This window comes from Amycolatopsis taiwanensis DSM 45107 (genome assembly GCF_000519205.1).
Taxonomy (GTDB): domain Bacteria; phylum Actinomycetota; class Actinomycetes; order Mycobacteriales; family Pseudonocardiaceae; genus Amycolatopsis_E; species Amycolatopsis_E taiwanensis.
In genome coordinates this window covers 189,069-206,635 of sequence record NZ_KI912599.1, presented here as the reverse complement: position 1 = coordinate 206,635, position 17,567 = coordinate 189,069, and the positions used below count along the sequence as shown (strand labels likewise).

The following is a 17,567-nucleotide window of genomic DNA, read 5'->3' as shown; positions in this document are numbered from 1 at the left end:
GTGGTCACGCCATCCTCGGCCGGGCACACCGTCGTCACCCTTCGATTTCGGCCAGGTCCGGCTCGGTGAGTTCGAGACCCGTCGCGGCCACGATCCCGTCCACCTGGTCCGGCCGGCGGAATCCGGTGATCGCGCCGGTCACGGCCGGATTCCGCAGCGTCCACGCCACCGCGACCGCGCCAGGGCTCGTGCCGTGGCGATCGGCGACCGACCGCAAGCGGTCGGCCAGCGCGAGATGCTGGGACAACTGCGGCTCGGTGAACCGCGAGTCGGTCTTGCGCCAGTCGTTGTCGGGCATCGCCGCGATCCGCTCGCGGGTGATCGCGCCGGTCAGCAGCCCGGACCCCATGGGCGAGTAGACGATCACGCCGATGCCGTCCCGCTCGGCGAACGGGAGGACCTCCGTCTCGGCCTCCCGGTCGATCAGCGAGTACAGCGGCTGGATCGTCTCGACCGGTGCGATGGGTGAGATGCGGCGCAGCTGGGTGGCGTCGAAGTTGGACACGCCGATGTGCCGCGCCAAGCCCTGTTCCTTCAGCTCGGCCATGGCCGTCCAACCCTCCTCGATGTCCTCTTCGGGGATCGGCCAGTGGATCTGGTAGAGATCGATCGCGTCGAGACCGAGCCTTTCCAGGCTTGCTTCGGCTTCGCGCAGGATCGAGTCGCGTTTGAGACTGTTGCGGACGCGCCCGGTGCCGTCGTCGAGCAGCGAGCACTTCGTGAACACGTAGGGCCGCTGCGTGAGGCCCTGCAGTGCGTGGCTGACAACCTGCTCCGAGTGGCCGAAGCCGTAGGCGGCGGCCGTGTCGATCCAGTTGACCCCGAGCTCCAGTGCCCGGTGGATCGCAGCGACCGACTCTTCGTCCTCCTGCGGCCCCCAGCCGAACTGCCAGCCACCGCCGCCGATCGCCCACGCGCCGAAGCCGACCCGGCTGATCTCCATGCCGGTGCCGCCCAGGGAGCTGGTGCGAAGTTGTGCCTTCTGCATGGTTCCTCCTCTCCGGCGTCCCACCGGGTTCCCCAGGAGCGCACCAGCTACCCAAAAGTGGACTAGCAGTTTCGTTATCGGAGCACTTGTTCTTTTCCATAGATCACATAACACCTCCGCTCTCGCGAGGCATACGGAAATATGGTTTCAGGCTCAGCGAGGGAGTACTGCCCTGGGCGCCTGCTCGGTACGGCCGGCTGATCCGATGGGGCTTCACCGGATCTGAACCGTCAATGGCTGAAAGCGGCGAGGAAACGGTCACGGAAGGCGCTCATCGCCCAGACCGGAGCCGCCGGCCCGGGCCGGAGTCCGTCCTGCCAGTCCCGGCCGGAGACCCGGTCCAGCACGGCCGGATCCTTCGCCACGATCGTGATCGGCACGTCCCGGCCGGCCTGGTCGCCGGTAACCGCCGAATTGGGCTGGTGGTCGCCGAGGAAAACCAGTACGAGATCGTCGTCCCCGTAATTCCGCACGTAGGAAATCAGGGTGTTCAGCGAGTATTGGATCGATTCCCCATAGGCAGCACGCACCTTGGCGGGATCGGGCCAGACCTCGCCGGGTGCCTTTCCGGCGGCGGGCTGCCCGTCGAAGACCGAGCCGTTCCCGATAGCGTCCCAGTCGACCGGTTGCGGAAGCGGTGCCCACGGCCAGTGGCTGGAAACAAGGTCGATCTCCGCCATCACCGGGGCGTGCCCGGGCGTCGCCAACTCGGCCCGTTGAAAAGCCGCCATGGTGAACTGGTCGGGCATGGTCGCGTAGGAGAAATTGGGGCCCTGATATCCGACATTGCGAGCGTCGTATATCCGGTCGAAGTCGTAGAACTTCCCTTCCGGCCAATTCTGGGTGTTCGACGGCACGTCACCGACGGTGCGCCAGCCCGCGCTCTTGAACGCGCTACTCAACGTCATCCGGTCGGTGGCGAAAAGGTCGTTGTAGCGGCGCTGGCTGTCGACCCACACACCGGATTGCAGCGTCGCATGGGCGAGCCAGCTGCCACCACCGAACGTCGGGGAAGTCAGAAAGGCGCTGCGAGCGGCAAAACCGGCCGCGCGCAATTGCTCGGTTCCGGCGTCGAGTACTGCATCGACCTGTGGGGCGATGTCGGAATCCTGTATCGCGACGCGGCCATAGCTTTCGACGAAAGCGAGAATCACGTTCTTGCCCCGCAATGCGGCCAGCCGGTCCTCGCCCGGCGTACCGCGAAACGGGTCGGCTGCGACGTCTCGGGCGAACGCCCGCTGGTTCTCGACTTCCGCGCGCACCTGACGTACGTCGTCAAACGCGTACGCGGCAGCGCTGCCGGAGGCGAACGGCTGGCCCGGTGCCACCTGGATACCGAGCACCGCAGCGGCGATCCAGATCACGGAAAGGGCCGCCAAGGTCCGAGTCGTCGCGGTCCGGTGCCTGACCGCGATGCGGCTCAGACGCAGCACGGCCAACGCCGTGAACACCACCACGGCGACAGCGAACGCCACCACTCCGATCACGGCGGCGACCGCGCCCACCCGGCCGGCCGAGCCGGTGAGCAGGTCGATCGCGGGGCCGGTGAAACTCCAGTCCGACAGCAGGTCGAACGGCCGGTCAACGGCGGCGAAGAAGCCCATGTCGATGATCTTCAACAGGGTCAGCAGGCCGAGGAGCGCCCCGATCACGACGGCCGCGACCCGCCTCCCCCGGCTCGGCAGGACAAGCAAAACGGCCAAGCCGACCAGCCCCTCCACGGGGATGCGCACGAACGCACCGGGCGTGAGATTGCCGAGCTGGTTCGGAGCGACAAGCGCGAACAGCACGAGCAGGCAGGCCAGCACGGTGGCTCCCCACGCCGCGACGACGCCGCGTGGGGAGCTACCTTCGGCCGGGGCATCCGCCGGACCATCGTCGCCGGACCGGCCGGTGGCTCCCGCCGGCCGACGGAGCTGCCCGAAGAGCGACAAGACCAAAAATCCTTTCGTGTGCAGCCGGCATTTCCTCGGGTTACACGGGCGGACGCCGTGGCCGGTTCACGGGTGATCGGGTGAACACAGCGCGTGTCACGCATTTCGCGGCAATTGCGCGACTTTTGATCAATTGCGGGTAGCCGTGAGGAAGCCTGCGTCGGAGGTCTCACCGGACGGGCGACCGTACGCGGCGGCAAGCGACGACCTCGGGTGAGCCCGCACCTGCCAGCCACGTTTTTCCAGCCACGCCACGGACCGGCCGCCCAACCCGCCCTTCCACAGGCTGGTCAGATGTTCCGCGCCGGGCACCACGCGGGCATGCGAGAGGATCTCGTCGGCGTTTTGGGGACGATGTTCGAAAGACACCTGGCTACCCGGCGCGGACAACTCGTCGACGGTAATGAGCAGCCGCTCGGCCTCGTCATAGGACAGGTAGATGAGCAGCCCTTCCGCGAGCCACACGGTGGGTTTCGTGGGCCGGAATCCGGCCGCGAGAAGCTTGCCGGACCACTCGTCACGGAGATCCACCGGGATGACGGTCCGAGTGCAACGCGGCTTCGCCGACTGGCGCGCCAGCACGCTCTCCTTGAATTCCAGGACATCCGGTAGATCCAATTCGAACAGCCGAGCTTGGTCCGGCCATGGCAGGCGGAACGCGCGAGCATCCAGGCCCGCCGCCAGGAGCACCACCTGTTCACATCCGCTTCGAGCGGCGTCGAGCAGGTAGTCGTCGAAGAACCGCGTGCGGATGGCGACCTGTGCGGAGAAGATCGAGCCGAGGGCGGTGGTCGAGTTCGACTCGCCGTCATCCAGTTTCGAGTACAGGGCGCGACCGGCTTCGAAGAATGCCAGCGCGTACGGGTCGTCGAACAACCGGTCCGGCCGGTTGTTCTCCAGCGCGCGCATGCCCGCTACGCCCACGGCCGTCCTGCTCACGGCGGGCAGCGACACGGTCCACCTCCGGATTGCACGCCAACGCGACGCAAGCAGTGAAACACAAGGGGGTCATGCGCGCCCCAACCGGGAACACACCCTCCCGAACCCGAACGACGCACTCCTGAACCGGGAACACATCCTCCTCAACCGGGAACACGGGTTCCTGAGCCCGGAACACACTCTCCTCGGACCGGGCACACGGGTTCCTGGAGCGAGGACACACCCCTCCTGAACCGGGGACACAGACGCCTGAACCGGGAACACAGTCCTGAAGCGGGAACACAGTCCTGAAGCGGGAACACAGTCCTGAAGCGGGAACACGCGGGCCTGAACCGGGAACACGCGGGCCTGAAGTGGGAACATGCGCTCCTGGAGCGGGAACACAGATGCCTGGGCCGGGGACACGCGAGGGGAAGGCCGGACCGACGCCGGACGGGCACGGTCGAGTTGCTCACCACTGTCCGCCATGCCCTTGGTCAAAGCGGGGCAAGTCCGAAGTGGAGTCAGCGAGAGGAGAACAGCTTTTCTGTGCGGGCAAGCGTTTCACGCACGTTGTCCTCGGTGGTGACCGCCTGTGCCTCGGGCAGGGTGAGCCAGCGCAGCGGCGCGTCCGGCCGCTCCGGTCGCACGGCGTCCGGGTTCGCCGTGGCCAGCACGAACCTCACGTCGGCGTGCTCGTGCTCGGGATCGTCCGTCGTCGCCGGCACCGGAACGATCACCACATGCACGATCGCGGCATCGGGCCACGGAACGAGATCCTCGAGCCCGGTCTCCTCGCGCCCTTCTCGCAGCGCGACGGCGACCGGGTCGGTCTCCCCCTCGTCGCCGTGCCCGCCGACCTGCAGCCACGCGCGCTGCCGCCGGTGCCAGCGCAGCAGCACCCGCTCGGTGGCGGGATGCACGATCATCGCGGAAGCCGTGATGTGCAGCGGAATCGAGCGCTGCCACGGATCGTCCGTCGCGGCCACCAGTTCGTGGATGCGCGCCACGTCGGCGGCCTCGTTCTCGTTCTGAGGGCAGAACCGGGCCAGCAGAGTCTCGAGTGGGGTCACGCCCGACAAGACTAGTGCCTCGTCCCCGGCGCCCCGACTACTTTCCTGCACCGACGGTCCCAACCCCGGAACTCGGACGCCTGAACCCGGCACACACGCCCCTGAACCCAGAACACACGCCCCTGAACCGGGCATACACACGCCTGGAGCGGGGACACAGACGCCTGGAGCGGGCACACAGACGCCTGGAGCGGGGACACGCCGGGGCTCGGGCGTGTCCCCGGTCCAGGACACTGAGTTCCGGGTCCAGGACACTGAGTTCCCGGCCAGGACGCCGAGTTCCGGGTCCAGGACGGCGAATTCCGGGTCCAGGACGGCGAGTCCCCGGTCCAGGAAGCCGAGTTCCGGATTCAGGACGGCGAATTTCCGGTTTAGGACGGCGAGTTCCGGGGTCGGGGAGACGAGTTCCGGGTTCAGGAAGGTGAGTTCTGGGGTCGAGGAGGCGAGTACTGGGGTGGGGTGGGTGGGGTTCGGGCGTCAGGTTAGGCCGAGGGCGGGAATCAGGGTGCGGGCCGCCTCGCCGCCCGCCTCGATGGCGAGGTCGAGCGCGGCGGGCACGTCGAGATCTTCGCTGAGCACCCGGCGCAGCTCGTCGGGCGCGGGCGAACTCGTACCGGCGCTGCGCCCGGCCGCGCGGTGCAGGTCCTCCAGCCGTCCGGCGGCATGCGCCAGCAGGTCCGGGTGGTAGTCCCAGGTCCGCGCCCACGGCCGATCCAGGATCATCACCCGCACCACCGCGGCGGGCCATTCGGCCAGCAGGTCGGAAAGCAGCACCAGGTTGCCCGCGGACTTGGCCATCTTGGCGCCGGACACGGTCACCGTCCCGGCGTGGAACCACGCCCGCGCGTACGGCGCCACGCCGCTGAACGTCTCGGCCATGGCGGCGTGGTACGCGTGGTGCGGGAAGCGCAGGTCGGCCCCGCCCGCGTGGACGTCGACGGCGGGCCCGAACACGGACATCGCCATCGCGGCGCATTCGGCGTGCCAGCCGGGCCGACCGTCTCCCCACGGCGAAGGCCACGCCGGATGCCCCGGCTCGGCGGCCTGCCACACCGCCACGTCGAACGGATCGTCCTTGGCCGGGTCGTCGGGGCGGCCCCCGTACTCGGCGGACAGCTTCAGCGCCTCGGACTCGGCCAGCCCCGAGCGCCCGAGCACCTGCCGGCCCCGGAAGTAGACGCTGCCTCCGCGCGGGTAGGCGGCTCCGGCCGCCACCAGGGCTTCGACGAGCCGGACGACCGCGCCGATGTACCGGTGCACCCACGGCTCGTGCTCGGGCGCGCGGACGTTCAGTGCCGACATGTCGCCTTCGAACTGGAACTGCTGGAACGCGGCGAAATCGTCGTAGCGCGTTCCCGCGCGTAGGGCCGCGGCGTTCAACACGTCGTCGACGTCGGTCACGTTGCGGCACACGATCGGCTCGACACCGAGGAACTTCCGCAGCACACGGGCGAGGGTGTCCACCCAGACGAACGTCGACGCGTGGCCGAGGTGGGTCACGTCGTAGGGGGTGATCCCGCAGGTGTAGATGCGCGCCCGGTCCAGCAGCGTGAATCGGCGGCCCGCCAGCACCATTCCGGCCGAGTGTGCCATCTCGCCTCCATCGTGGTCGTTACTCACCGAAATCGTGCGTCCGGTGGGTACGGCCGGTCAATGCCGAAGCGGCGCGACGGGTGGCCGTTCAGCCCTGCTGCGCCAATCTTCGAGTGGAATAGTTGGGTCTGGGGCTCGTGGGTCCGGGCCTGTGGTGAGCCCGCAGACCAGCGGGGCCCCCGACAAGCCCGATAAGGCAGGGCGAGGAGGTGCGCGTCATGGACTCCGCGGAAGGGCGCGTCTCCACGGTCCGGGACGGACTCGCCTACGGCCCGATCTACCTCGACTACAACGCCACCACGCCGATAGATCCCGCCGCCACGACGGCGATGCTGCCGTTCCTGGGCGGGGCGTTCGGCAACCCGTCCAGCGATCACCACTACGGCGTCGTGCCGCGCTCGGCGCTGCAGCGAGCCCGCGAGCAGGTGGCCACGCTGGTGGGCGCGCCGGACGCGCTCGTGGTGTTCACCGGCTCCGGATCCGAGGCCGACAACCTCGCGTTACGCGGCGTCGCCCTCGCCTCCGGATGGGACCGGCCGCGGATCGTCACCCAGTGCACCGAGCATCCCGCGATCCTGCGCACCTGCCAGGCTCTCAGCCGCTGGCACGGCGTCGAGGTGACCTACCTTCCGGTGAGCCATGACGGCCTGGTCGACCCCGCCGACCTGGACGCCGCGCTCAGCGAGGAAACCGTGCTCGTTTCGATCATGTTGGCCAACAACGAGACCGGCGCACTCCAGCCCGTCGACGAGCTCGCCCAGATCACGCACCGGCACGGCGCGCTGTTCCACTGCGATGCCGCGCAGGCGGCCGGAAAGATCCCGATCGAGGCGACCCGGCTCGGCGTGGACCTGCTGACCGTGGTGGGGCACAAGATGTACGCACCCAAAGGCATCGCCGCGCTGTGCCTGCGGCCGGGCCTGCCGCTGGAGCCGTTGATCTACGGCGGCGGGCAGGAGCACGGGCTGCGCGCGGGTACCGAGAACGTCGCGCTCGCCGTCGCCCTCGGCGCCGCCGCGCAGGTCGCCACCCACGAGCTCGCCGCCGCCGGCCACCACCGCATCCGGCGCCTGCGGGACCACCTACACGGGCAGCTCAGCGCGGGGTTGCCGGGCCGGGTGCTGCTGAACGGGCCGGTCGAGGCTCGCCTGCCGAACACGCTCAACGTCAGCATTCCGGGCACCACCGGACACGAGTTGCTCGCCGCCGTGCCGGAGATCGCCGCGTCGACCGGTTCCGCCTGCCACAGCGGGGATCACGAGCCTTCCCCGGTACTGGCCGCGATGGGTTTCGACGCCGACCGCAGCCTGTCCGCGCTGCGCCTGTCCCTGGGTCGCTGGAGCACGCGGGCCGAACTCGACCGGGCCGCGGAGCTGATCGTCGCGGCGGCCCGAAGCCATGCCCGCTATTGACGACTGTCCTAACCGGACACGACGGCGGCGCGGCGTTCGAAATCGAGCAGGTGCCGCTTGCGGTCCAGGCCACCGCCGTAGCCGGTGAGGTCGCCGGTCGAGCCGACCACCCGGTGGCAGGGCACGATGATGCCGATCGGGTTCCGGCCGTTGGCCGCGCCGACCGCCCGCGCCGAGCCCGGGCGCCCGATCAGCCCGGCGAGTTCGCCGTAGGAGACCGTCTCTCCGTACGGAATCTCGCGCAGGGCGGCCCACACCGTGCGCTGGAACGGGGTTCCCCGCGGCGCCAGGTCCAGGTCGAAGTCCGTGCGCTTACCGGCGAAATACTCCTCCAGCTGCCGGATCGCGCCGGCGAACGGCTCGTCGTCACGATCGCCGAAGGTCTCTTCCGATGGCCGGTAACGTTGCCGGTCCATGTACAGGCCGGTGAGGGCGCCGCCCGCGGCGACCAGCGTCAGCGGACCGACGGGACTGTCCATAGTGGTGTGTGACATGGTCATCCCTTCGCGTTTGCGGTGCACACTCCCATGATGCCCACCCGGATATCGCCATGGCTGGCGGAAATCCGCCACGACCATCCACGCCGAAAGGAACGAGGTTTGACGCGCGCCGATTTTGTCGGACCTGCGCGGTAGTCTCCGCTCGCTGACCGACGTGCAAGGGAGATCATAATGGCTGAGCACGATCGGCTCGCGGCGGCGGTCGCGGGCGCCATGCCGGTGGTGATGGCGCGCATTCCGCCTACGCTCGCGGCCGAACTGGGCAGGCGACGGGTGACGCCACCAGCGGACCCCCGTCGTAGGCCGACGTGGCCTACCCGATTTCCTGACCGTCGCGGGCCGCGGGCCGCACCGGCAGCTCGACCCGCACGCAGCAGCCGCGCCCGTCCGGCGGCTCGACGATCTCGACCGTGCCGCCGTGCGCCGTGACCGTGTTGGCGACGATCGCCAGGCCCAGCCCGGAACCGGGCATACCGCGCGCTTCCGGGGATCGCCAGAACCGGTCGAAGACGTGCTCGCGATGCTCGGCCGGGATGCCGGGGCCCTGGTCGCGGATGGTGAGCCAGCCCGGCGCGCTGCGCACCTCGATCGTCGACCCGGACGGCGAGAACTTCACCGCGTTGTCGAGCAGGTTCAACGCCAGCCGTTCCAGCGAGGGCGGGTCACCGATGACCTGCCACGGCGCGACCTCGACGTCGAAGCGGTGACCGCCGGCGCGGCTGCCGGCCCGTCGGACCGCGCGGGCCAGCACGTCGTCCACGTCGACCTCCACCCGGCTCAGCTCGCGCTCGTCGCGGGCGAGCATGACCAGTTCCTCGACCAGGGCGCTGAACTCCACGGTCTGCGACTGCAGGCTGGCCATGATCTTGGCGCGATGCCCGTCCGGCAGCGGGCGGCCGCGTTGCTCGCTGCGCGCGAGAAGCTCGACGTTGGTGCGCAGGCTGGTCAGCGGGGTGCGGAGCTCGTGCGCGGCGTCGGCGACCAGGTCCCGCTGGCGGCGGCGGGAATCGGACAGGGCGGCCGTCATCGCGGTGAAGGCCCGGCCGAGCCGGCCCGCCTCGTCACGGCCGGTCACATCCACGGGTGTTTCGAGATCCTCCGTGCGCGCAATGTGTTCAACCGTTTCGGTGAGTCGTTCCACGGGCACCAGTGCGGCGCGCGTGAGCAGCAGCGCGACGGTCCCGGCCAGCGCCACGCTGAGCAGGGCGGTCACGATCAGCGCGTTGCGCAGTTGGTTGAGCGCGTTGTCGATGTCGGTCAGCGGACGGCTGACCGCCACGACCCGGCCGTTGCCGATCGGGTAGAGCAGCACGCGCACCTTGACCCCGGAAACGGTGACGCCGTCGCGCAGCGCGGGGGCGGTCACCGCGCCGTCGGCCGGCAGTTTGACCACCTTGTCCAAAGAGGACGGAGCGCACACGCTGCCGTCGGGGTTGAAAAGCTCCACCCCCTCGGTGAACCGTTGCAGGGGCTGGCTGTCGGGATTGGTGCAGAGCCCGTCGAACTTGGGCAACTGCCCTCGCCGGCCGGGCTGCGGCAGCCGGGTGAGCAGCGCCTGGTCCACTTCACCGCGCAGGTTGTCGTCGGTCACCAGCCAGGCGATGGCGCTCACCGCGAGGATCGCGGTGGCCACGATCAACCCGGTGGTCAGCGCGATCCGCCTGCGCAGGAGCAGCCTGCGCTCCTTCGCTTTCCCGGTGGGTTTCACGGCGATCTCAACACATATCCGACACCGCGCACGGTGTGCAGCAGCCGCGGCTCGCCGCCGGCCTCGGTTTTACGGCGCAGGTAGCCGACATACACGTCCAGATTGTTCGTGTTGGGCTCGTGCCCCCAGACCTCACGTTGCAAATGGGTACGAGTGAGCACCTGGCGCGGCGCCGAAATGAGCAGCTTGAGCAGATCGAATTCGGTCGGGGTCAACGAAATCGGGCGGTCTCCGCGGAACACCTCGCGCGTGCCGGGATCGAGCGTCAGGTCCTCGAACCGCAGTTGCTCACTGGGTGGCTGGGGGCGTTCCTGGCGCCGGGCGGGGCGGAGCAACGCGCGCACCCGGGCCAGCAACTCCTCCAGCGCGAATGGTTTGACCAGGTAGTCGTCCGCGCCCGCGTCCAGCCCGGTGACCCGGTCGCCGAGCGCGTCGCGCGCGGTAAGCATGAGGATCGGCACCCGGTTGCCCGCGGCCCGGAGGCGCCGGCAGGCCTCCAGCCCGTCCACCCCGGGCATCATCACGTCCACGATCATCAGATCGGGCTTGTCGGCCGCCGCACGGCGCAGGGCCTCGGCACCGTCCGGCGCCGTCGCCACGGCGTATCCCTCGAACTCCAGGCTGAGCGCGAGGCTGTCCCGGACATCGGAATCGTCGTCAACCACCAGGACCAGCATGGGCTCATTGTGACTCTTTCGATTCCCGGCGGAATCGAGCGGGCTAGCTCCCGTGCCCGTTTCGGGTGAGAATACGCAATTCCTGTCGCATTCTGACCTGGTCGCGGTCGTCGAAATTCGTGCTGCCGGCCGGGAGGCTCGGGTGGTTGCGGCGATGGTTGTACTCCAGGGCCGCGCCGATGCCACCGAGGAGGATCAGGAAAACTATCAAGGTTGTCATGGCAAGAAGTTTCCGACCAATAACTTCCTGCCAACAGTGGCAGTTCTGCCGGTCTACGCTAAAATGCTGCCATGTTGCGTACAGTGGCCGCCGTGCTGATCGACGGTTTCACTCCCTTCGAGTTCGGCGTGATCTGCGAGGTGTTCGGCATCGACCGGACCGACGACGGCGTGCCGCCCTTCGAGTTCCGGGTGTGCGGCGAGCACGCCGGTCGGCCGCTGCGGTCGAGCGTCGGCATGGGGGTCCTTCCCGACCACGGGCTCGACGGCCTGGACGGCGCGGACCTCGTCGCGCTGCCGGCCGGGATCCGCGACAACCACCCGCCCGCGGTGGTCGACGCGGTCCGGGACGCGAGGAGCCGCGGCGCCACGCTGCTCTCCGTGTGCAGCGGCGCGTTCCTGCTGGGCGCGACCGGCCTGCTGGACGGTCGCCGCTGCACGACGCACTGGCGCTACATCGAGGAGTTCCGCGAACGCTTCCCGAAGGTGCAGGTCGACCCGGACGTGCTGTTCGTCGACGAGGGAGACGTGATCACCAGCGCCGGCACCGCCGCGGGCATCGACGCCTGCCTGCACCTCGTGCGCCGCGAACTCGGGACCAAGGTCGCCAACGCCATCGCGCGGCGGATGGTCGTGCCACCGCAGCGAGAAGGCGGGCAGCAGCAGTACATCGACCTGCCGATTCCCGAGTGCCGCGGCGACAGCCTGCAACCCGTGCTCAACTGGATGCTCGATCACCTGACCGAGGAGCACACCGTCGCCGCGCTGGCGCGGCGGGCGGCGATGTCCGAGCGGACCTTCGCGCGGCGGTTCGTGGCCGAGACCGGCACCACGCCGCATCGCTGGCTGTCGACCCAGCGCGTGCTGCACGCACGAACCCTGCTGGAGACCACCGACCTCGGCATCGAGGAGATCGCGCGCCGGTGCGGGTTCGGCACCGGCGCCCTGCTGCGGCACCACTTCCACAAGATCGTCGGCGTCTCGCCCGCCGACTACCGCAGGACCTTCGCGCCGTCGGGAGCAAACTGAACTCCACGATCCGGACAGGATGTGATCGGTTACCGTTTGCGACCCAGGCGACGGATGTCGCGCTCCGGATTCGTCAGCAGCGCGAAGCACAGTCCACCGAAGGCGACGAGGCCGCCGAACACCAGGAACGCGAGGGTGTAACCCTCCTGCGGGGTCGCGGCGGAGTCGAGCAGCTTACCGGTGAAGATCGGGCTGAGGACGCCGGCGCTCGTGCCGAGCGCGGTCAACACGCCGAGGGCTCCGGCGCGCTGGCCGGGCGGCACGATCTCGGCGACCACCGGGTTGCTGGTCGCCTGCACGGTGGTGGACACGCCATAACCGATCATCAACGTGATCACGGCCAGTACCGGGCTGTGGATCCACGGCAGCAGGCACAGCACGAGGCCCGCGAAGATCAGGCACGCACCGCCGAACAGGCCGCGCGCGACCCGGGACCGCACACCACGGCGCAGCATGCGGTCGCTGACCGCGCCCACCGTCAGCAGCGCGACGATCGCCATCGCGCTCGGGAGGCCGAACAGCGATCCCGCAGTCGTCGCGGAGAACCCGAGCCCGTGCTGAAAGTACGACGGCAGCCAGGTGAAGATCACCGCGGCCAGCGCGCCCTGAGTGAAATAGGCGAGCAGGGCGCCGATGAAGGTGCCACTGAAGAGGAAACGACGCCACGGAACCCGCTCGGCCGGTTCCACGGTGGTGGTGAGTTCGGAAGCGGTGGAGTACGGGCCCATCTTGCCGACCACGAGCCATACCGCACTCCAGACCAGCGCGAGCAGGCCGACGGTGACGAATCCGGCGCGCCAGCCGAAGGAGACGATGATCAGCGTGACGATCGGCGCAAAGGCGATCTTGGCGATGGAGGCGCCACTGGTGATCAGCGAGGCCGGCAGGCCACGTCGATGGTTGGGGAACCACGAATATGCCGTGACGTGCGACATCGGCTGTGCGGGGCCTTCGGCCGCGCCAACCGCCAGCCGGCTGGCGTAGAGCATTCCGCCGGTGACCGCGAACAGCGCCGGTATCTGCCCGAGCGCCCACATCAGGCCGCAGGCCAGCAGCACCCATCGGGGTGAAACACGGTTGGCGAGAAACCCGACGACCAGGCAGGTGATGCCGAACAGCAGGTAGGACGCGCCACTGATGGAACCGAACTCCGTCGAAGAGAGGTTGAGGTCCTGTTTCAGCGGCTGCGCGACCAGACCGAGCAGGGCCTTGTCCAGGAACACGACCACCGAACACGCGATGACCACCGCGAGCACGGCCCAGGCGCGCCGGTTGCTGGGTTCCACGACCGTGGACGATGGTTTTCGGTTGGTAGTCGTCACTGTTGTCTCCTCTGCGTTGAGGTATCGGGTGGCTCAGGGCGCGGGGGCGAGTTGCGCACCGCCGCAGACGTGCAGCACTTCGCCGGTGATGAAGGCGGCCTGCTCGGAGGCGAAGAACGCGACCGCATTGGCCACGTCCTCCGGGGTCGCGAGCCGCTGGATCGGGGTCATCCGCTGGTGGCGGGCAAGGAATTCCGCGAACTCGTCCTCGCTGCGACCCTGCCGGGTGAATGGGGTGACGACCATGCTCGGCGCGACCGCGTTCACCGTGACCCCCAGCGGCGCCAGTTCGAGAGCGAGCGCGCGAGTCAGGCCGACCAGTCCGGCCTTGGAACTGGTGTAGGCCAAGGGCCCGCCGGACAGCCAGGTGCGCGAGGAGATGTTCACCACGCGCCCGGTTCCGGCGGCCTGCCACAGCTCAACGGCGGCCTGGCACAGCACCGCCGGTCCCCACAGGTTGACCCGCATCACCAGCTCCCAGTCCTGCTGGCCGACCGAGGCGAGATCGGCGCGCCGGTTCACCGCGGCGTTGTTCACCAACTGGTCGAGCCGCCCGAATTCGTCACGCAGGCGCGAAATCGTCCGTCGAACCGAGTCCACATCGGACACGTCAGCAACCCAACCTTCGACCCGGCGGCCGGTACCGGCCCGCAGGCGCGCGGCCGCACGTTCGACCCCCTCGGCATCCACGTCCACAAGCACCACATCGGAACCGTCCGCGGCCAGCCGAGCCCCGATCGTGGCACCGAGTGCTCCGGCACCACCGGTTACCAGCGCAACGCGCCGGTCAGTTTCATTCGTCATGCCGGTCCTCTGTGTTATTCAGAACGTGTTCGGGTGGACATTGCTCGGCTCAATCCGTTACCGGCGGCTCGAAATCGCCGTGCTGGCGTAAGAAGTCCGCGTTGAAATGAAGCGCTTCGACCGGGGAACGGTCAGTGCTGAAGTCCTCGACCGAGACCCATCCGTCGTAGCCTGCCTCGACCAGCACCCGCAGCAACGCTGGTACGTCGAGTACTCCGTCGTTCATGGGGGTCCACCGGGGTTGCCACACTCCGCCACCAGGGGGCCTGTCGAACGCGGCGTTCTTGAGGTGCACGTGCGTCAGGTGCGGGCCGAGCAGTTCCACCGCCATCCGATGATCCTCATAGCCTTCGAGCACCAGATTCCCCGCGTCGTAAATGACCCCGACACAGTCGGGATCCAAACGCGACACCAGGCGTTCGGCCAGGGACGCGCTCGGCGCGATGCTGCGCTGATGGATCTCCAGCAGGCCACGGACCCCGGTCCGCCGGGCGAGCCGTTCCACACCGGAGAAGAAGCCGAGCGCACGGTCGAACAGGCCGGCGAAGCGCTCCCCGGTACGCCACGGCGCGCGGAGCCGGATCCATGGTGCACCGCATGCACGCGCGAGCTCCATGCCGTGGGCTACCCCGTCGAGATCACCGGCCTCGACATAGGTGCCGAGCCCGATGATCCGCAGGCCGGCGGACTCGCACCGGGAGGCCGTCCGCGCGAGGGCTTCGGGCGTCGGCGGGAGGGTGCAACGGTTGTTGGTGAAGAAGTCGGGCGTCGCGGCAGGGTCCGGCAGCACACCGACACGCCATTCAATTCCCGCATAGGTAGCCGCCTTTGCCTCGTGCACGGCCTGCTCCGGGGTCAGATCGGGCAGACAGATCGAGTAGACGCCGAGCTTCATCAAACTTCCTCGTCACAGGCTCATCTCGACGGAACCGGGCGGGCACCGCCACCTCATTAGAAGCCATCACGGCCCGCCTGGTCCAAGTCCTACCCCGTATCACGGTTATGCTTGCAAGCTATAGCCTTGGAGGTTCGATGGAGTTCCGGCAGCTGCGCTACTTCCTGGCGATCGCCGACCAGGGCTCGTTCAACAAGGCCGCCACGCAACTCCTGGTCTCGCAACCGTCATTGACCCGCCAGATGTCGGCGCTCGAACGGCAACTCGGCCAGCCGCTCTTCGAGAGGACGCCGCGTGGCGTCACACTCACCTCCGCGGGTTCAGCCCTGCTCGGACACGCTCGACAACTACTCGCCTTGGAGCGCTCCACCAGGGAGGTCATCGCGAGCACGGCGCCGCCACGAGAGATCGTGGTGATCGGTGTGCCTCCCGGAGTTCCGGAGGACTGGTTGGTGTCGCTGGCCGAGCGCATCCAGCGCGAGGTACCGCGCTGCGACCTGAACTACCGTGAAGCCGGCAGCACGGAACAACTGCTGTTGCTGCGGCAGGGCCGCGTCGACATCGGAATCGTGCATCAGGTCCCGCCGAGCGAGTGCTTTTCGAAGCTGCTTTGGCAGGAACCGCTCGGGGTCGCGGTCCGCCCACGGCACCCACTGGCGGGAAACGAGGGCTGGCGGCTGGCGGATCTGGACGGGGTACGAGTCCTGGTGCACTCGCGCGAACAGGTTCCTACCCAGCAAGACAGCCTCATCGCCGCGGCGAGCGCCGCCGATGTGCGTCCACAGTGGATATTCCAGCATTTCGTCGCGCACGCACGCGCCTGCGCCGAAGCGGTGCGGGCGGATGCGGTACTGGTCGGCCGGCACACCGCTTCCCAACAACTGCCCGACTGGCCATGGCGGCCGTTGGCCGGCCTCACGCTGGCCATGACCACCTGGCTGGTCCGGCCGGTGAACACGCGCACCGTGGTGCAGAACGTCGCCGACTCGGTGCTCGCGATGGCGCCCTGACCAGGCGCGAGTCAACCGGTCGATAACAACGGATGTCGCGGTCTGGCTAAGCGCGCACGTTTCGAATAACACTGGCACCGTGACTTATGACGTGAACGCGGTGCGGAAGTGGTTTCCGGCGCTGGAGGAAGGTGCGGCGCATTTCGACGGGCCCGGCGGGTCACAGGTGCCCACGCCGGTGGCGGAGGCGGTCGCGTCCACGCTGACCTCCGCGATCGCGAACCGGGGCAGCGTGACCGCGGCCGAGCGGCGCGCCGACCGGATCGTGGGCGAGGCCCGTGCTGCCGCGGCCGACCTGCTGGGGGCGGCGCCGGGCGGCATCGTATTCGGCCGCAGCATGACCCAGCTGACCTACGACTTTTCCCGTGCACTGGCCAAAACCTGGGCCGACGGTGACGAGATCGTGGTCACTCGGCTGGACCACGATGCGAACATCCGGCCATGGGTGCAGGCGGCCGAGGCGCGTGGCGTCACCGTGCGGTGGGCCGAATTCGACGCGGTCACCGGCGAACTGCCGGTCGAGGCCGTCACCGGCCTGCTCTGTCCGCGGACCCGGCTGGTCGCGGTCACCGCGGCATCGAACCTGTTGGGCACCCGGCCCGACGTTCCCGCCATCACCGCGGCGGTCCGCGCCGCCGGCGCTCTGTCCTATGTGGATGGTGTGCATTTCACCGCGCACAGCCCGGTGGGGCTGGCCGACCTCGGTGCGGACTTCTTCGCCTGCTCGCCGTACAAGTTCCTGGGCCCGCACCTGGGCATCGTCGCGGCCCGGAGGGACCTGCTGGAAGCCTTGCACCCGGACAAGCTGGCGCCGTCGACCGACGCCGTGCCCGAGCGGTTCGAGCTGGGCACGCTTCCCTACGAGCTGCTCGCCGGCACCACGGCCGCGATCGACTTCCTGGCCGGGCTGATACCCGGCGACGCCGCCCGAGCCGAACTGGCACCCGGCAACAGCACCCAACCCGAACTGACACCCGGCGACAACGCCCAACCCGAACTGACACCCGGCGACAACGCCCAAGCCGAACTGGCACCCGGCGACAACGCCCAAGCCGGACTGGCACCTGGCGACAGCGCCCGGCGCGAGCGCCTCGTCCGGTCGATGCGCGGCGTGGCGGAACATGAAGACGCGCTGCTCCGGCGCCTGGATGCCGGTCTGGCGGAGATATCGGGCGTCACCCGCTACGGCTCGCCGAACCGGCACCGCACGCCGACCGTGCTCTTCTCCCTCGACCGCATGCGGCCGGCGGCGCTCTACCGCGAACTCGCCGATCGCGGCGTCAACGCTCCCGCGGGCAGTTTCTACGCGCTGGAATGCTCACGGCACCTCGGGCTCGGGGACACCGGCGCGGTCCGTGCCGGCATCGCCCCCTACACCAACGCCTCCGACGTCGACCGCTTGCTCGCCGCCGTCGCCGACATCGCCCGTGTCCCCGCCCCAGGCACCTGACTTCCCGATTCGGACGCGCGTGTCCCCACCCCAGG

16 protein-coding genes are annotated in these 17,567 nt (G+C 68.9%); 4 read left to right on the top strand and 12 right to left on the bottom strand.

Annotated elements, in window-relative coordinates; all coding sequences use genetic code 11:
- Positions 1–34: 34 nt before the first annotated feature.
- The 5 genes from A3CU_RS0138535 to A3CU_RS0138515 form a co-directional block, all read right to left on the bottom strand.
- The gene (locus tag A3CU_RS0138535) at positions 35–988 is read right to left on the bottom strand and encodes an aldo/keto reductase (protein ID WP_027946730.1); all 954 of its coding nucleotides are present in this window, start codon (positions 986–988) and stop codon (positions 35–37) included.
- A gap of 230 nt (positions 989–1,218) precedes the next feature.
- Positions 1,219–2,922: a sulfatase-like hydrolase/transferase gene (locus tag A3CU_RS48780; RefSeq protein WP_425388313.1), complete on the bottom strand. Its 1,704-nt coding sequence runs from the start codon at positions 2,920–2,922 to the stop codon at positions 1,219–1,221.
- A 129-nt stretch (positions 2,923–3,051) separates the two neighbouring features.
- The gene (locus A3CU_RS0138525) at positions 3,052–3,876 is read right to left on the bottom strand and encodes a class I SAM-dependent methyltransferase (RefSeq protein ID WP_027946729.1); all 825 of its coding nucleotides are present in this window, start codon (positions 3,874–3,876) and stop codon (positions 3,052–3,054) included.
- A gap of 488 nt (positions 3,877–4,364) precedes the next feature.
- Positions 4,365–4,913, bottom strand: a complete 549-nt coding sequence (locus A3CU_RS0138520) for an NUDIX hydrolase (RefSeq protein ID WP_245617515.1) — start codon at positions 4,911–4,913, stop codon at positions 4,365–4,367.
- A 477-nt stretch (positions 4,914–5,390) separates the two neighbouring features.
- Positions 5,391–6,506 carry a cysteine--tRNA ligase gene (locus A3CU_RS0138515; RefSeq protein ID WP_027946727.1) on the bottom strand — a complete coding sequence of 372 codons (1,116 nt, stop codon included), beginning with the start codon at positions 6,504–6,506 and terminating at the stop codon, positions 5,391–5,393.
- Positions 6,507–6,724: 218 nt separating this feature from the next.
- On the opposite strand from A3CU_RS0138515, the gene A3CU_RS0138510 reads away from it, so the two are divergent.
- Positions 6,725–7,918: a cysteine desulfurase family protein gene (locus A3CU_RS0138510; RefSeq protein WP_052372891.1), complete on the top strand. Its 1,194-nt coding sequence runs from the start codon at positions 6,725–6,727 to the stop codon at positions 7,916–7,918.
- Positions 7,919–7,926: 8 nt separating this feature from the next.
- Here the strand turns inward: A3CU_RS0138510 and A3CU_RS0138505 are convergent, their stop codons facing one another.
- The 4 genes from A3CU_RS0138505 to A3CU_RS53185 all read right to left on the bottom strand — a co-directional run bounded on the left by A3CU_RS0138505 (position 7,927) and on the right by A3CU_RS53185 (position 11,023).
- Complete coding sequence (locus A3CU_RS0138505) at positions 7,927–8,418, bottom strand: methylated-DNA--[protein]-cysteine S-methyltransferase (protein ID WP_027946725.1); 492 nt, start codon at positions 8,416–8,418, stop codon at positions 7,927–7,929.
- A gap of 313 nt (positions 8,419–8,731) precedes the next feature.
- Positions 8,732–10,126 carry a sensor histidine kinase gene (locus tag A3CU_RS48775; RefSeq protein ID WP_043843956.1) on the bottom strand — a complete coding sequence of 465 codons (1,395 nt, stop codon included), beginning with the start codon at positions 10,124–10,126 and terminating at the stop codon, positions 8,732–8,734.
- On the bottom strand, positions 10,123–10,803 hold the full coding sequence (locus tag A3CU_RS0138495; protein WP_027946724.1) for a response regulator transcription factor: 681 nt from the start codon (positions 10,801–10,803) through the stop codon (positions 10,123–10,125). The genes A3CU_RS48775 and A3CU_RS0138495 overlap by 4 nt, the downstream gene beginning before the upstream one ends.
- 43 nt (positions 10,804–10,846) lie before the next feature.
- On the bottom strand, positions 10,847–11,023 hold the full coding sequence (locus tag A3CU_RS53185; protein WP_156960770.1) for a hypothetical protein: 177 nt from the start codon (positions 11,021–11,023) through the stop codon (positions 10,847–10,849).
- Positions 11,024–11,094: 71 nt separating this feature from the next.
- Between A3CU_RS53185 and A3CU_RS0138485 the strand changes: the two genes are divergently transcribed.
- Positions 11,095–12,051 carry a GlxA family transcriptional regulator gene (locus tag A3CU_RS0138485; RefSeq protein ID WP_027946723.1) on the top strand — a complete coding sequence of 319 codons (957 nt, stop codon included), beginning with the start codon at positions 11,095–11,097 and terminating at the stop codon, positions 12,049–12,051.
- Positions 12,052–12,080: 29 nt separating this feature from the next.
- Here A3CU_RS0138485 and A3CU_RS0138480 read toward each other — a convergent pair whose 3' ends face one another.
- Genes A3CU_RS0138480 through A3CU_RS0138470 form a run of 3 tightly spaced genes read right to left on the bottom strand, consistent with a single transcriptional unit; the run spans position 12,081 to position 15,072 of the window.
- Complete coding sequence (locus A3CU_RS0138480) at positions 12,081–13,373, bottom strand: MFS transporter (RefSeq protein ID WP_027946722.1); 1,293 nt, start codon at positions 13,371–13,373, stop codon at positions 12,081–12,083.
- Between the two features lie 33 nt (positions 13,374–13,406).
- Complete coding sequence (locus tag A3CU_RS0138475; protein ID WP_027946721.1) at positions 13,407–14,177, bottom strand: SDR family NAD(P)-dependent oxidoreductase; 771 nt, start codon at positions 14,175–14,177, stop codon at positions 13,407–13,409.
- Between the two features lie 49 nt (positions 14,178–14,226).
- Complete coding sequence (locus tag A3CU_RS0138470; protein ID WP_027946720.1) at positions 14,227–15,072, bottom strand: sugar phosphate isomerase/epimerase family protein; 846 nt, start codon at positions 15,070–15,072, stop codon at positions 14,227–14,229.
- Positions 15,073–15,209: 137 nt separating this feature from the next.
- Here A3CU_RS0138470 and A3CU_RS0138465 point away from each other — a divergent pair, with 137 nt between their 5' ends.
- Together A3CU_RS0138465 and A3CU_RS54960 are read left to right on the top strand one after the other, a co-directional pair.
- A complete protein-coding gene (locus A3CU_RS0138465) occupies positions 15,210–16,082 on the top strand; it encodes a LysR family transcriptional regulator (RefSeq protein ID WP_043843953.1) in 873 nt (290 codons plus the stop codon).
- 79 nt (positions 16,083–16,161) lie between these two features.
- Positions 16,162–17,532 carry a cysteine desulfurase-like protein gene (locus A3CU_RS54960; protein WP_027946718.1) on the top strand — a complete coding sequence of 457 codons (1,371 nt, stop codon included), beginning with the start codon at positions 16,162–16,164 and terminating at the stop codon, positions 17,530–17,532.
- The last annotated feature ends 35 nt before the right edge of the window (positions 17,533–17,567 follow it).

What these genes read in the sequence shown, in the direction of transcription:
- A3CU_RS0138535 (WP_027946730.1), bottom strand. Translation starts at nt 988, where the DNA reads ATGCAGAAGGCACAACTTCGCACCAGCTCCCTGGGCGGCACCGGCATG.
- A3CU_RS0138515 (WP_027946727.1), bottom strand. Translation starts at nt 6,506, where the DNA reads ATGGCACACTCGGCCGGAATGGTGCTGGCGGGCCGCCGATTCACGCTG.
- A3CU_RS0138510 (WP_052372891.1), top strand. Translation starts at nt 6,725, where the DNA reads ATGGACTCCGCGGAAGGGCGCGTCTCCACGGTCCGGGACGGACTCGCC.
- A3CU_RS0138505 (WP_027946725.1), bottom strand. Translation starts at nt 8,418, where the DNA reads ATGACCATGTCACACACCACTATGGACAGTCCCGTCGGTCCGCTGACG.
- A3CU_RS0138495 (WP_027946724.1), bottom strand. Translation starts at nt 10,803, where the DNA reads ATGCTGGTCCTGGTGGTTGACGACGATTCCGATGTCCGGGACAGCCTC.
- A3CU_RS53185 (WP_156960770.1), bottom strand. Translation starts at nt 11,023, where the DNA reads ATGACAACCTTGATAGTTTTCCTGATCCTCCTCGGTGGCATCGGCGCG.
- A3CU_RS0138485 (WP_027946723.1), top strand. Translation starts at nt 11,095, where the DNA reads ATGTTGCGTACAGTGGCCGCCGTGCTGATCGACGGTTTCACTCCCTTC.
- A3CU_RS0138475 (WP_027946721.1), bottom strand. Translation starts at nt 14,177, where the DNA reads ATGACGAATGAAACTGACCGGCGCGTTGCGCTGGTAACCGGTGGTGCC.
- A3CU_RS0138470 (WP_027946720.1), bottom strand. Translation starts at nt 15,072, where the DNA reads ATGAAGCTCGGCGTCTACTCGATCTGTCTGCCCGATCTGACCCCGGAG.
- A3CU_RS0138465 (WP_043843953.1), top strand. Translation starts at nt 15,210, where the DNA reads ATGGAGTTCCGGCAGCTGCGCTACTTCCTGGCGATCGCCGACCAGGGC.